Source organism: Pseudomonas sp. FBCC-B1667, from assembly GCF_059133255.1.
The window spans coordinates 1,717,807-1,732,219 of record NZ_CP101437.1 but is presented as its reverse complement, the minus strand read 5'-3'; the positions used below and the strand labels follow the sequence as shown (position 1 = coordinate 1,732,219).

The following is a 14,413-nucleotide window of genomic DNA, read 5'->3' as shown; positions in this document are numbered from 1 at the left end:
GCAGGCAGATTACTGCGCATCCAGTTGTTTGCCACGGGTTTCCGGCAGGCTCAGCGCGGCGAGGATCACGACGCCGTAAGACACCGCCGCAAACGCCCCGATACCGACGCTCAAGGGCACCTTCTGGCTGAGCAAACCGATCAGCAGCGGAAACAGTGCCGCCAGCGCCCGACCGATGTTGTAGCAAAAACCCTGGCCCGAGCCGCGAATCCGCGTCGGGAACAGTTCAGTCAAAAACGCCCCCATGCCACTGAAGATCCCCGAAGCAAAGAAGCCTAGCGGGAAACCCAGCCAGAGCATCACGCCATTGCTGACCGGCAGTTGGGTGTAGAGCAACACGATGGTGAACGAGCCAACAGCGAACAGGATGAAATTCTTTTTACGGCCGAGGATGTCAGTCAGGTACGCGCTGATGACGTAACCGACGTAGGAACCGACGATCACCATCGCCAGATAACCGCCCGTACCGAGTACGCTCAAACCCCGTTCGTTCTTCAGAAACGTCGGTAACCATGAAGTAATCGCGTAGTAACCGCCCAGTGCGCCAGTGGTCAGCACGGAAGCGCGAATCGTGGTGAAGAGGATGCCCGGGGCAAAAATCTCGTAGAACTTCGCCGGGTTGCTCGGTTCCTGCCTGGCCTTGGCCTCGCGATAGATTTCCGGATCCTTGACCAGGCGACGCACGAAAATCACAAAAATCGCCGGCACGATGCCGAGAATGAACAGTGCCCGCCAGGCGTCTTCCGGTGGCAACACCGAGAACAGCAGCGCATACAGAATCGCCGTCAGCCCCCACCCCAGCGCCCAGCCCGATTGCACCATGCCGACCGCTTTGCCACGGTCCTTGGCGCGAATCACTTCGCCCATCAGCACCGCGCCGGCGGTCCATTCGCCGCCGAAACCGAAGCCCATCAGGGTGCGGCTGATCAACAGTTGCTCGTAGTTTTGCGCAAAGCCGCAGAGGAAGGTGAAGAAGGCGAACCACAGCACTGTCAGTTGCAGGGTGCGCACACGACCGATGCGGTCCGAGAGGATCCCCGCCACCCAACCGCCGATGGCCGAGGCGATCAGAGTGCTGGTGTGAATCAGCCCGGCTTCGCCGGTGGTGATGCCCCACATGGCAATGAGGGTGGGCACCACGAAGCTGAGCATCTGGGTGTCCATGCCGTCCAGGCCATAGCCGATCTTGCAGCTCCAGAAGGTGCGGCGTTCCTGCTGATTGATGTTGCGGTACCAGTCGAAAGGTCCCGGCCGAGCCGCGGTTTTGGGGATGTCGAGCGTGTCGGGCGCACTCATGGCAAATCTCCGCGCTGGTTTTTTATTGGTATTGTTCTGAGCCCCGACGACGCCTATCGTGGGAACCGGATGCGCCGATTTTTGGGTGCCTGGCCCTGTGGCGTCCAACTAATAAAAACCGGTCTTAGGCATAAGAAAAAGTTGATCCCATGAATCTGAAGTTTCTCGAGACCTTTGTCTGGGTCGCCCGACTCAAGAGTTTTCGCCTGACCGCCGACAAGCTCTTCACCACCCAGGCCTCAATATCCAGCCGCATCGCCGTGCTCGAAAGTGAGCTGGGGGTGAAGCTGTTTTTGCGTGATTCACGCGGCGTCAGCCTGACGCCCGAAGGCCTGAAAGTGCTCGACTATGCCGAGCAGATGATGGACACCATGCAGGCGCTCAAACAGTCGATCGAGACCCGTTCAAGCAAGGTCGGGCGGGTGCGGATCGGCGTGATGGACACGGTGATCCACACCTGGCTGAGCCCGCTGGTGGCGCAGATGACAGACCTCTATCCGTTGGTGGAAATCGAACTGGTCGCCGATACGTCGCTAAACCTTTGCGATCAGCTGCAAAAAGGCTTTCTCGACCTGATCCTGCAAACCGACCTGATGCGCCAGGAAAGCGTGCGTAGCCTGGAACTGGCCAGTCATCCCATGGGCTGGATCGCGGCGAGCAATTCCCTGTACAACCGCGAGTATTCAGGCATCGTCGATTTAGCGCGGGAGAGGATCATTACCTATTCGAAAAACTCCCATCCCCATCAGGAAGTGCTCGCCTTGATGCAGGCCAATGGCGTAATGACGCCACGCCTGAACTGCGTGAACTCGGTGTCGGCAATTACCCGATTGCTGCGCGATGGTTTCGGCATTGGCGCGCTGCCGCCGGTGCTGGTGGCCGAAGAACTGGCGCGTGGGGAACTGACCGTGCTGGCGATTGAGCAACGACCACCGGACTTGCAGGTGGTGGTGTCGTGGCGCACGGGCGTTGAGTGGGTCGAGGAGATTGTGGCGTTGTGTCAGCACGTCCTGGAGCGTTATGCGCAGAAAGTGGGTGAGCACTACATTGTCTTGAGCAATCCCCCGGCCACATCCTGAAGGAAATTTCCCACAGTCTAAATATGAAACACTATCATTTGCATTAATTTTTCAAGAAGGTATTCTCTGCGCGCTTTCAGCTAACCAACTGTCCACAAGGAACCGGACTTGATGCGCGCCTACACGCAAAAACAGCAGCTATTGCTCGCTCACTGGAGCGAAGCCCTCGGCACTCAGGCTTTTCAGTCCCACCGCATCACTCTCGACCATTTGAGCAATGCGCTGGAGCCTGCCGCCCAGCGCTGCTTCCAACGCCTGATTCAGGCGTTGTTTCGTGAAGGTCTGATCGACCCCGACGCTTGCGAATACGCCGACAATAACCGCTGCTGGCTGCCGCTCGACGATGGCATGCACCTGCGCTTCGAGCACTTGTCTGGCAACAGGATGAACAGCTGGGACGTACGCGGTAGCATCGTCCTGCACACCCCCGACAGACGGCCCCACAAAATCCAGCTGCCCAGCGAATTGCTCGCTCACCTCAGCACTCGGCTCAACCCGTCAGCCTCCCCCCAGGTACTGCAGCGTCTGGCCCGGGAGCTGGATGACAGCTTCAGCAACGACACCCTGTGCCTGGCGTTTCACCATGGATGGACCGAGCGCCTGAGAGAACAGATCGACACCGGTTACGACGACAACCTGCTCGCCTGGCTCAAAGCCGGTGTCGCTCATCAGAACCCGACATCACTGCTCGAACAGTGGGGCACGCTCGGCCATCCGTGGCACCCGAACTACAAGACCAAACTGGGTTTGAGCGCCGCTCAGGTCATCGCTTTCTCGCCAGAGTTCGAAGCGAGTTTTCCGATTGTGCTGTGCGCCCTGCATCGCCAGTACGCACACGTCGAAACGCTGGCGGGTACTGGCGATTATTGGGATTGGTGGCAAGGTCACTTCCCGCAGGCCGCCGACCAATTGCAGCACCATTTGCAGCAACTGGGCCTGGACGCCAAGGATTACCTCCCGCTCCCGTCGCACCCATGGCAAGCCCATGAAGAACTGCCGGATTCGTTCGCCAACGAGATCGCCGACAACCTGCTGATCGTCACTGACATCGTTGCTTTTACCGGTCACCCGACCATGTCCTTCCGCACGGTCCTGCCGGACGCCAGCCGCGTCGCGCCGATGGTCAAACTGCCGGTGGCCTTGCGCCTGACCAGTGTGCAGCGCACCGTGTCGCCGCGCTCGGCCCGGATGGGGCCGCGCATCAGTCAACTGATACTGAACATTCTCGATCAGGAGCCACAGATTCAGCGCCTGTTGAACATCGTTCCGGAGCGCGTCGGCGTGCATTACGCGCCGCAACCGGCCGATGACGAACGCTCCCGGCATGCCGCCGTGCTGTATCGCGACAACCCCCTCACCCTGCTGCAAAAAGGCGAGCTGGCGGTGCCGGTCGGCAGCCTGTTCGCCGTCAACGAATTCGAACAACCGTTGCTGCGTGATTGGGTAAAACTGGCTCAGGGTCGTGACGACAGCGAAGCGATGCTGGCGTTCTTCGATGATTACCTGTCGATTGCGGTACCGAGTCTGTTGGGCATCTACCTGATGTACGGCGTGGCGTTTGAAGCGCACCAGCAAAACAGTTTCATGGTGATGGGCGCTGACGGGCAGTTGAATCGGTTGCTGTTGCGTGACTTTGGCGACGTGCGTATCGATCGCAAAACTCTGCACGCCATGGGTCTGGACATCGAGCTGCATGATCCGGAAATGACCCTGTATGACGACGCCGGTTTTGTCCGCGACAAACTCCTGCACACCACGTTCATGTGCCACCTCGGCGAACTGACGTTGCTCTGTGCCCGCCATTGGGATGTGCCGGAAAACATCCTTTGGGAGCGATTGGCCGCGCACGTTGCACAGTGTTTCGAGACCTTGCGCGAGCGCGTTGAACCGGCACGCTGGAAAAGCGAGCGCCAGGCCTTGCTGGAACAGGATTGGCCAGCCAAATCGTTCATGCGCATGCGCTTGCTCGACAGTCATGCCGACATCGTCGGGCGCCTGAGTAACCCGCTGCGATCCATCACCCATGCTCGCTGACGGTCGCGCCCTGCGACTGCTGATCGTTATCCAGTTTGTCTCCATGGGCGCGATGGAAATGAGCGGCCCGTTCTGGCCCCTGCAGATCCAGCATCTGCTCGGTCCGGAGCGCGCCAGCTACACCGCGCTGTTATCGGCAATGGTCTATGCCGGCCCAATGCTGGCCGCCATGCTCCTGACGCCCCTGTGGGGCCGATTGGGTGATCGCACCGGACACAAACCGATGATTGTTCGGGCGCTGCTGGCACTTGCGCTGTGCCAAGGGTTGGCGGCAATCACGCCGGACCCGTGGCTGCTGGTGGGGATTCGCGTGATGCAAGGCGCGTTGGCCGGGTTTCTCGCCGCCGCGCAAGCCTATGCCTTGGCCTGCTGCGACAGTTCCAGACGGGGTCACACCCTGGCCCGCCTGCAATCGGCGACCGCGGTCGGCTCATTGATCGGCCCGGTACTGGGCGGCTGGCTGATGGACGTCTCGGGATTTGCCCTGCTCTGTTATGGCGCGGCGTCGATTTGCCTGCTGTGCGCCTTCGGGAGTTTTTTCCTGCCGGCCGACAAGGCTCGGGCCTCGAAGAAAAAACCTGTCGAACCCGCAGTGCTGCCCAAAGGCTGGCTCGGTGGAATCCTGTTCGTGATCGTGCTGATTCAGGCGGCGAAGATGATGCCGCAACCGTTCTACGCGCTGTACGTCGCAAACGTTCTGCACGCCCCTAGCTGGCTGATCGGCGCCACCTACGCGGCGAGCGCGGCGACCCTGGCCATTTCCGCACCGCTGTGGGGACGCCTGTTCGACCGCTGGCAGCCGGCCTACACCTTGCGCGTCATCGAAGGCGTGGCCTGGCTGTGTGCCTTGACGCTGGCGGCCACGGCATTGGCTAACGAATGGCTGGGATTTCTCGTCAGTCGACTCGTCTGGGGCATTTGGCAAGGCGCCCTGCTGCCGGTGGCTTATGCACTGATCGCCAACACCGTAGCTGCACACCAACAGGGCTTCGCGCTCGGCCTCGGCAATAGCGCGGCCAAGGCCGGCGCGCTGCTCGGTACCGTTCTCGGCGGAGTCGGCATGGGGCTGGTCGGGTTGGCCCACAGTTTCTGGCTGGTGGCGCTGACCTACGCCGTAGCCGCCACCGGGATCCGCTGTGTGCGGTCATTCAACGCCACACCTGGCTGCTCGAACGTATCTACCCACACTTATCACAACTAAAAAGTCCTCATCATGACCAGAACCAGACTCCCCCTGCTGATCCCGTTGCTCGGGACTTTCAGCGCCCAGTCGTGGGCCGAAGATACCGACCAACCCGGCACGTTGAACATGCAAGCCACCGTCGTTTCTGCGACTCGCAGCGAAGCGACCATCGCCTCGATCCCAGGCTCGGTCCTGGTGATCGACGAACAGCAGCTCCGTGAGCAGAGCGGCGCAGGTCGCCGCATCTCCGACATTCTCGGGCAATTGGTCCCCGGTCTTGCACCGTCCAGCGGAGGGATGAGCAACTTCGGCCAGACCCTGCGCGGGCGCAACATGCTGGTATTGATCGACGGCGTATCGCAGAACGCCACACGCGACAACTTCCGCCAGCTCAACAGCGTCACCCCGGCAAGCGTCGAACGCATCGAAGTGGTTTCCGGCGCCAGCAGCCTCTATGGCGCCGGTGCTTCAGGCGGCATCATCAATATCATCACCAAGCGCAATCAGGGTCAGGACATTGCCTACAGCAGCAAACTGGGCCTGACCAGCGGCAACAACCTCAACAGCAAAGGCTTCGCCTACGAAACTTTTCAGAGCGCGACCGGGCGCAAGGATGCCCTGGACTGGTACGTCGCCGCCGACCTGATCCAGCGTAACGATATGTACGACGGCAACGGCAACCGCATCCCTCAGGACACCTCTCAGGGCAGCAGCATGGACACCGAAACCTATGACTTGCAAGGTCGTTTCGGTTACGAACTGGATGCCGACAAAAAACTCAGCCTGTCGCTGCAGGACTACAAGGATCAGCAGGACACGGGTTACACCAAAGACCCGAAAAACCTGCAGCAGGCCGTGGCAGTCAAGGGATTGAAGCTGGATGAGCAACCCTACACCCACAACCAGGCGGTCAACCTCAACTACACCGACGCGGACTTCTACGGTCAAGGCCTGCAATTGGAAAGTTACTGGCGCCGCGCCGATGCCCTGTTTTTCCCTGATCTGTCGCGGGGCAAGGCCGGTATCTCCGACAACAACAGCGTGCAGGATGTCTACGGCCTGCGCGCTGCCATCGACACACCGCTGCCGGCCATCGGGAGTGCCACGGGCAACCTGGTCTGGGGTGCCGATTATGACAATGAGCGCTCCCGCCAACGAGGTGATCAATACACGCTCAATGGTCTGACGTACTCCAAAACCGGCAACACCTACGAGCTGGGCCCGGACATCGAAACCACCACCAAGTCGCTGTTCGGGCAGATGTCCTGGGACATCGGTGACTGGACCTTGCGTGGCGGTGTGCGCCGTGAATGGATCGAAAGCGACGTCTCCGACAGCATCGCTTATGGTGAGATTGTCCAGACCGGCGTACGCGCAACGCTGCCCGGCGACACCCTCAAATACGATGCCACGCTGTACAACCTGGGGGCGGTTTATCACCTGAGTGAGAGTCAGGACGTATTCGCCAATTTCAGCCAGGGGTTTTCGTTGCCGGATATCCAGCGCTTCATGCGTGACGTCAACAGCACCTTTGACATCCAGAGCCTCAACGCCCAGGCCATCAAGGTCAACAGTTACGAGCTGGGCTGGCGCGGTAACTGGGACCAGTGGCAGGCCGACGTCACCGTGTATGAAAACACCTCGGACGTGACCCAGTTCTACGATGCCAATGATCGCGTATTGCGTCTGATCAATCAGAAAGAGCGCGTTCGCGGCATCGAAAACAACCTGACCTACCGCGTGACCGATCAATGGTCGGTGGGTGGCACTTACGCCTGGGCCAAAGGCGAGACCGAGCAGAACGGCAAATGGATCGATCTGCCGGCCACGCGCATCTCACCGGCCAAGACCACACTGTTCGTCGGTTATATCGAAGACGATTACAACCTGCGCCTGCAAGGCATGCATTTGGCCCGTTATGACGCCGCCGCCAAGGACAACAACGGACGCGACATCGACGGTTATACGCTGCTGGACCTGCTCGGCTCCGTGCAACTGCCGGTCGGTCGTCTTGAAGGCGGGGTGTTTAATCTGACGAATCGCACGTACGTAAACCTGTTCACCCAGGCCAACGCCAGAATGCCGTTCGCCAACGCCGAAGGCCGCACACTGAGCATGAGCTACTCGGTCGACTGGTAAACGCAGGAGCCGGTTTGTCAGCGATGCGATCTGCCAGACATACCTGTCGCGGCAATCGCCGGCAAACCGGCTACAGGGTTACAGGCCTCGAACATCCCGGTCTTCAATCGGCCGACTCTGGCGCAGGCGTTTGCCGCCCAGCACCACCCAGTCGATCAAGCGGAACAGGCATTCGATGCCGAACGACAGCAGCATGGCGCCGCTCATGCCCCAGATCATCGCTTCCGGTGTCAGCAGGATCTGGTAGCTGTAGCCATTCCAGGTTTCCTTGCGGATGTCCGGGTCGGCGGCCAGTACCACTTGCAGGAAGCGGATGTACCACGGGCCTTGCATGGCATGGAATTGCTTGTCCAACGCCAGTTGGCGGGTCAGCAGGTTGCTCAGGCTGTCGGCATCGCTGCGAAAGATTGGGTCTTCGCTGGCGCGGTAATGGGCGACCAGCGCCTGCATGTCACCCTTGAAAAACTCGTTGGCCGTGCCCTGAAAACCGCTCAAACCGGTCTGCGCCTCAATCAGGTGTGCTTCGACCCGCTTCGCGTAATCATTGATAAAACCCGGCACCTGGACACCGATCAACAGGCCCGCCGCAAACAACACCAGCCGTAGATAACTGAGCAACATCGGGGGAGATCCTTATTCGGTCTTGCCCTGACTGACGCATTCGCCGCGTCGCCAGAGGCTCCATTGGCCCGGTTCGTAACGGGTCCAGGTTTCGTTTTCGGTCAGGGGTTCGGTGGCAATCACCGTCACCACGTCGTTGGGCGTGGTTTCGGCCTGGAAGTCGACGATCACATCGACATCCTTCAAGCGCGCCGGACCGAATGGCGCCCGACGGGTGATCTGGGCCAATTTGGTCGAGCAATAGCAGAACAGCCAGTCGCCGTCACTGAGCAGGCAGTTGAACACGCCTTTGCTCCGGTATTCGGCGCAAGCCGCCACCAGGTCTGGCAGCAGCTTTTCAACCTCGACCGGCTCCGGGAACGCGGTGCGTATGCGATTGAGCAAGTCGCAGAACGCCGCCTCGCTGTCGGTATCGCCGACCGGGCGGTAAAAACTGGCGGCCGGTTGAAAGTCCGCGAGTTGCCCGTTGTGAGCGAAACACCAGTTGCGCCCCCACAGTTCACGTACGAACGGGTGGGTGTTGGACAGGCAGACCTTGCCGACATTGGCCTGGCGGATGTGCCCGATCACCACTTCACTTTTGATCGGATAGCGCTGCACCAGGTTCGCGACTTCAGACTCGGAGCTGGCGGCGGGGTCCTGAAACAACCGAAGACCGCGCCCTTCATAGAACGCGATTCCCCAGCCATCACGGTGCGGCCCGGTACGGCCGCCCCGCTGCATCAGCCCGGTGAAGCTGAACACGATATCGGTCGGCACATTGGCGCTCATGCCCAATAACTCACACATGCTCGGATTCTCGATGAAAAGGCAGGGGCAAGGTTATAAACGCGGCTCGACGCGCAATCGTTGCGGATTGCTCGGCACCGGTGGGCGACCGTAACGATCATCGCCGGCACCGCCAAAAGGATGATCATCGTCCGGGTCTTCGGCTTTGGCCGCGGCCTTGGCGGCGGCGGCCTGTTCCTTGCGAGCGTTGGATGCGCGCTCGATAGGGAAGCGGATCACAACCATGACCAGATAAAGACCGAAGGCGATCATGCCGTACATCAACAGATCGGAAATCGCCCGCCAGGCGTTGTTGCCGACCTTGAACAACAGGTCGAGCGCCGTGATGGCGATGGCCGGCGCGACTTTATCCTTCACTGGATCGATGATGGTCGGGCTGAATAGCAAGACAGCCACCAGCAGCCGCAGCGGCTCGCGTAGCCAGCGCCACATCCAGCGGGTCAAGCGCATCCACACCAACAGGCAGCCAAAAGCGGCAAAGGCGTAGAAGCCCCAAGCGATCAGATAGTCGTTCTCGGTCATGGTGTCCATGGCAAGGCAGGCAAAGAGGCGCTTATAGTAACGACTTTTCGCCCATCAGGCTTGCCCCAATACCAGCAGGTCAAGGCACCCAACCTGTGGGAGCGAGCTTGTGTGGCGAGGGGGCTTGCCCCCGTTGGGTCGCAAAGCGGCCCTAAAATCAGTCAATGCGGTATTTAGTCAACACTGCAGTGTCTGAATTACGTCTGCTTCGCAGCCGAACGGGGCGATGCGGCGTTCCGACAAGCCCCTCGCCACACAAGACCGACTCCAGAGGTTGCGAGCGTTCCTATTTCGTACATTCCACGAGAGCCATCCATGCCCTTATCCGCCAACGTTTCCGCTGCACCGATTGCCCTCAAGGCCGAAGGCGATGACCCGTATGCCTGGCTGCAGGAGCGCGACACCGACGCCGTGCTCGACTACCTCAAGGCTGAAAACAGCTATCAAGAGGCGCTGACCGCTGATCAGGCCGGCCTGCGCGAAACCCTGTTCGAAGAGATCAAGGGCCGTATTCTCGAGACCGACCTGTCGCTGCCCTCCCCCTGGGGCCCGTACCTGTATTACACGCGGACCACCGCCGGTGACGAATACGCCCGGCACTATCGCTGCCCGCGTCCGCTCGATGACAGCTTGCAGCTCGACGAAAGCCAGGAACAGTTGCTGCTGGACCCGAACGAACTGGCCAACGGCGGCTTCTTTTCCCTGGGCGCGTTCAGCATCAGCCCCGACCACCAGCGTCTGGCCTACAGCGTCGACTCCACCGGCGATGAGATTTACACGCTGTTCGTGAAGGAGCTGTCCGACGGCCGCGTCAGCGAGCTGGAATTCCAGGACTGTGACGGCAGCATGACCTGGGCCAATGACAGCCTGACCCTGTTTTTCGGCGAACTGGACGACACTCATCGTCCGCACAAACTGTTCCGCTATCGACTGGACGGTACAGCCGCCGAAGAAGTGTTCCATGAACCGGATGGACGCTTCTTTCTGCATTGCTACCGCTCAAGCTCCGAACTGCAACTGCTGCTGTCCCTGGGCAGCAAGACCACCAGTGAAGTCTGGGCGCTTGACGCCGCCCTGCCGCATCAGGCCTTCACCTGCCTGGCGCCACGGGTCGAAGACCATGAATACGACGTCGACCACGGCGCCCTCGACGGCCAATGGGCCTGGTTCATCCGTACCAATCGCGACGGCATCAACTTTGCCCTGTACAGCGCCATCGATACCGGCGTGGCGCCAAGCGAAGCCGATTGGCAAAACCTGATCCCCCACAGCGACAGCGTGATGATCGAGGGCATGAGCCTCAACACCGGCGCCATGACCCTGAGCCTGCGCGAAGGCGGCTTGCCAATCATCGAAGTCCACCCACAAGACCTGGCGCCTTATCGCGTGCAATTACCGGATGCGGCCTACAGCCTGCACGTCCAGAACAGCCTGGAGTTCGTCAGCGACAGGATCCGCCTGCGCTACGAAGCCCTGAACCGTCCGGCGCAAATCCGCCAGCTCGACCTGAGCAACGGCGAACAGAAAGTGCTCAAGGAAACCCCCGTGCTCGGCCCGTTCGACGCCGATGCCTACGTCAGTCAGCGCCTGTGGGCCACCGCGCCGGACGGCACACAAGTGCCGATCAGTCTGGTGGTCAAACGCGAACACCTGGGCCAACCCGTGCCGTTGTATCTCTACGGCTACGGCGCCTACGGCGAAAGCCTCGACCCGTGGTTCTCCCACGCCCGCCTCAGCCTGTTGGATCGCGGCATGGCCTTCGCCATCGCGCACGTGCGCGGCGGCGGCGAATTGGGCGAAGCCTGGTATCGCGCCGGCAAGCAGGAACACAAGCACAACACCTTCAGCGACTTTATTGCCTGCGCTGAACATTTGATTGCCAACGGCTTCACCACCGCGCCGCAACTGGCGATCAGCGGCGGCAGTGCCGGTGGTTTGCTGATTGGCGCGGTACTCAATCAGCGACCGGAATTGTTCGGCGCGGCGATTGCCGAAGTGCCGTTCGTCGACGTGCTCAACACCATGCTCGATCCGGACCTGCCGCTGACTGTCACGGAATACGACGAATGGGGCAATCCGCAGGAGCCGGACGTTTATGATCGGATCAAGGCCTACGCCCCGTACGAAAACGTCACTGCGCAAGCCTATCCGGCGACCCTGGTGATTGCCGGCTACAACGACAGCCGTGTGCAGTACTGGGAAGCGGCCAAGTGGGTGGCAAAATTGCGCGCGACCAAAACCGACAGCAACACCCTTCTGCTCAAGACCGAACTGGGTGCCGGGCATGGCGGGATGAGCGGTCGTTATCAGGGATTGCGTGACGTAGCGCTCGAATACGCATTTTTGTTCAAGGTTTTGCGGATCGCCTGAGGAACTTGGCGCGGCGTTCCGGTCTTAAGACCAGACCGTGGGCCCGGCACAACACCTACCCCCTGTGGGAGCGAGCTTGCTCGCGATAGCGGTGTGTCATTCAACATTGATGTTGAATGTGATGGCCTCATCGCGAGCAAGCTCGCTCCCGCAAGGAATAGCGGTGAGCTCAGGACCTTGACCAGCAACAGACACAAGAAAAAGACCGTGACGACATGTCAGAACCGACCTTACTGAACAACGAAATTCGCGATTGGCTGATGGACTGCGGCCTGTTCGACCAATTGCTGCCCGCCGACTTCGCGGCGGCCTCGGGTTACTTCAGCATCAGCACCGTGGCGCAGGGCGAGGAGATTTTCCACGAGGGCGATGCCGGCAGCTTCATGTGCATCATCCACACCGGCCAGGTCGCGGTACAAAAAACCAACGGTGACGGGCAACTGGTGACCATGGCCACGTTGCGCAGCGGTCGCTCGTTCGGCGAGATGGCGGTGCTGGATGGCGAACGACGCTCAGCCAGTTGCGTGGCCGCGAGCAACTGTCAGTTGCTGAACCTGGGCAAGGACTCCCTGGAAAAGATGATCAATGACGCGCCGAAAATCGCCGCCAAGATCATTCGCGCCCTCGCCGTTTCCCTTTCCAAACGCTTGCGCATGGCCGACGGGCAACTGCTTTCGCAGCAGGTTTAACCGCCCGGCGACTTGGCTTTCGACGGGTTTTGCTCGATCCCCGGCACGGGCTGGTCCTTGGTTGGCGGGCTGGGCATTTCAATCGGCACCAATGGCGGACCACCACTGCCAGGGCCGGTTCTTGGCAACGACGGCGCGGTGATTTGCGGGTACGGCGTCGGCGTCGCGGTGCCGGGCGAACCCGGCATGGGTGCGGGGCTGACGGGAATGGATTGCAACTGTTGCGCTTGTACAGCAGTAATCGAGAGCGCGGCCAGAGCAATGGCCGTTAGAATAGTGCGCTTCATCAATGGCTCCGTTGGCCTTGTTGTCACTTTCAGGCTACTCCCAACGGCGTCCGTTTGCTTTCACCGTTTATGCCAATCCTTCTCAAGAGAGCCCCATGAAACGTTTCGTTCTGCTCGACACTGCCCCTATCCCTGAAAACGGCGGTGCCCTGTGCCTGTTCGAATACGGTGAGGATTTCGTCATCAAGATCCAGGGTGGCGACGGCGGACAACTGATGAACACCCGCATGCACGGCTCCGAGGATGCATTGGCCGAGATTCCGTGCCGCAAAGTGGCGGGCCGGCCGAATTCGCGGGTGCTGATCGGCGGCTTGGGCATGGGTTTCACCCTCGCCTCGGCGCTCAAGCATTTGGGCAAGACCGCCGAAGTGGTGGTCGCCGAACTGGTGCCCGGCGTGGTGGAATGGAACCGCGGCCCGCTGGGCGAGAAAGCCGGCAATCCGCTGCAGGACCCGCGCACCGTGATCCGCATGGAGGACGTCGCCAAAGTCCTGCAAGCCGAGCCCCAAGGCTTCGACGCGATCATGCTCGACGTCGACAACGGCCCCGAAGGCCTCACCCAGAGAGCCAACAGCTGGCTCTACTCCGCCGGCGGCCTGAATGCCTGCGCCAAGGCCCTGCGGCCAAAAGGCGTGCTGGCGGTGTGGTCGGCCAGCGCCGACAAGCAGTTTTCCGACAAATTGAAGAAGGCCGGTTTCAAGGCCGAGGAAGTCCAGGTCTTCGCCCACGGCAACAAGGGCACGCGCCACACCATCTGGATTGCCGAGAAGCTCAAGGGCTGAGCTAAACTCACGTCATAACCGTCATTAGTCTTTTTACAAAGGTGAACCCATGAGTTCGTCCACCCCGACCAACACTTCGAAGCTGGACCGTATCCTCGCCGACAACCAGCGCGACAAAGAAATGGGCTACCGCGACAAAGCCCTGAAGATGTACCCGCACGTGTGCGGCCGCTGCGCCCGTGAGTTTTCCGGCAAGCGCCTGAGCGAACTGACCGTGCACCACCGCGATCACAACCACGACAACAACCCGCAAGACGGCTCTAACTGGGAACTGTTGTGCCTGTACTGCCACGACAATGAACACTCGCGGTATACCGATCAGCAGTATTTTGACGAAGGCTCGCTGAGCACGCCGAAAATCGCCAAGGCGACGCATAACCCGTTTGCGGCGTTGGCTGGGTTGATGAAAAAAGAAGACTGAAGATCTTCAGTGCCTGACCCGGCCCCTTCGCGAGCAAGCTCGCTCCCACAAGGGATCTTCTGTGGACATAATATTTGTGTGCACCCTAGATCCCCTGTGGGAGCGGGCTTGCTCGCGAAGACAATCGTCCGGACACCACCAATCTCAAACTGAACACCCCTCCCCCAATCCCCGTATAATCGCCGTTTTTTCCCCGAAGGC

At 60.3% G+C, this 14,413-nt stretch carries 13 protein-coding genes; 8 read left to right on the top strand and 5 right to left on the bottom strand.

Features of this window, described 5'->3' with window-relative positions; translation table 11 throughout:
• Positions 1–9: 9 nt before the first annotated feature.
• A complete protein-coding gene (locus NL116_RS07695; RefSeq protein ID WP_494376663.1) occupies positions 10–1,296 on the bottom strand; it encodes an MFS transporter in 1,287 nt (428 codons plus the stop codon).
• 149 nt (positions 1,297–1,445) lie between these two features.
• Here NL116_RS07695 and NL116_RS07690 point away from each other — a divergent pair, with 149 nt between their 5' ends.
• The 4 genes from NL116_RS07690 (at position 1,446) to NL116_RS07675 (ending at position 7,731) form a co-directional block, all read left to right on the top strand.
• Positions 1,446–2,375, top strand: coding sequence for a LysR family transcriptional regulator (locus NL116_RS07690; protein WP_494376662.1), 930 nt, complete (start codon positions 1,446–1,448; stop codon positions 2,373–2,375).
• Between the two features lie 111 nt (positions 2,376–2,486).
• Positions 2,487–4,409, top strand: a complete 1,923-nt coding sequence (locus NL116_RS07685) for an IucA/IucC family protein (protein WP_494376661.1) — start codon at positions 2,487–2,489, stop codon at positions 4,407–4,409.
• Complete coding sequence (locus tag NL116_RS07680) at positions 4,399–5,610, top strand: MFS transporter (protein ID WP_494376660.1); 1,212 nt, start codon at positions 4,399–4,401, stop codon at positions 5,608–5,610. Before NL116_RS07685 ends, NL116_RS07680 begins: the two co-directional genes overlap by 11 nt.
• A gap of 12 nt (positions 5,611–5,622) precedes the next feature.
• Entirely contained in the window at positions 5,623–7,731 is a 2,109-nt protein-coding gene (locus tag NL116_RS07675; RefSeq protein ID WP_494376659.1) for a TonB-dependent receptor, read from the top strand.
• Between the two features lie 78 nt (positions 7,732–7,809).
• On the opposite strand, the gene NL116_RS07670 is transcribed toward NL116_RS07675, so the two are convergent.
• Genes NL116_RS07670 through NL116_RS07660 form a run of 3 tightly spaced genes read right to left on the bottom strand, consistent with a single transcriptional unit; the run spans position 7,810 to position 9,672 of the window.
• Positions 7,810–8,352, bottom strand: coding sequence for a DUF2937 family protein (locus tag NL116_RS07670; RefSeq protein ID WP_494376658.1), 543 nt, complete (start codon positions 8,350–8,352; stop codon positions 7,810–7,812).
• A gap of 12 nt (positions 8,353–8,364) precedes the next feature.
• On the bottom strand, positions 8,365–9,141 hold the full coding sequence (locus NL116_RS07665) for a class II glutamine amidotransferase (RefSeq protein WP_494376657.1): 777 nt from the start codon (positions 9,139–9,141) through the stop codon (positions 8,365–8,367).
• Positions 9,142–9,174: 33 nt separating this feature from the next.
• The gene (locus NL116_RS07660; protein WP_494376656.1) at positions 9,175–9,672 is read right to left on the bottom strand and encodes an MFS transporter; all 498 of its coding nucleotides are present in this window, start codon (positions 9,670–9,672) and stop codon (positions 9,175–9,177) included.
• A gap of 306 nt (positions 9,673–9,978) precedes the next feature.
• Here NL116_RS07660 and NL116_RS07655 point away from each other — a divergent pair, with 306 nt between their 5' ends.
• Positions 9,979–12,033, top strand: coding sequence for a S9 family peptidase (locus NL116_RS07655; protein WP_494376655.1), 2,055 nt, complete (start codon positions 9,979–9,981; stop codon positions 12,031–12,033).
• Positions 12,034–12,248: 215 nt separating this feature from the next.
• Positions 12,249–12,722 (top strand): cyclic nucleotide-binding domain-containing protein, encoded by a 474-nt coding sequence (locus NL116_RS07650; RefSeq protein WP_140665865.1) that lies wholly within the window; start codon positions 12,249–12,251, stop codon positions 12,720–12,722.
• On the opposite strand, the gene NL116_RS07645 is transcribed toward NL116_RS07650, so the two are convergent.
• Positions 12,719–13,009: a hypothetical protein gene (locus NL116_RS07645; RefSeq protein WP_494376654.1), complete on the bottom strand. Its 291-nt coding sequence runs from the start codon at positions 13,007–13,009 to the stop codon at positions 12,719–12,721. The genes NL116_RS07650 and NL116_RS07645 overlap by 4 nt on opposite strands.
• A 95-nt stretch (positions 13,010–13,104) precedes the next feature.
• On the opposite strand from NL116_RS07645, the gene NL116_RS07640 reads away from it, so the two are divergent.
• Together NL116_RS07640 and NL116_RS07635 are read left to right on the top strand one after the other, a co-directional pair.
• The gene (locus NL116_RS07640; RefSeq protein WP_494376653.1) at positions 13,105–13,791 is read left to right on the top strand and encodes a spermidine synthase; all 687 of its coding nucleotides are present in this window, start codon (positions 13,105–13,107) and stop codon (positions 13,789–13,791) included.
• A 49-nt stretch (positions 13,792–13,840) separates the two neighbouring features.
• Positions 13,841–14,212, top strand: a complete 372-nt coding sequence (locus tag NL116_RS07635; protein WP_007898702.1) for a YajD family HNH nuclease — start codon at positions 13,841–13,843, stop codon at positions 14,210–14,212.
• The last annotated feature ends 201 nt before the right edge of the window (positions 14,213–14,413 follow it).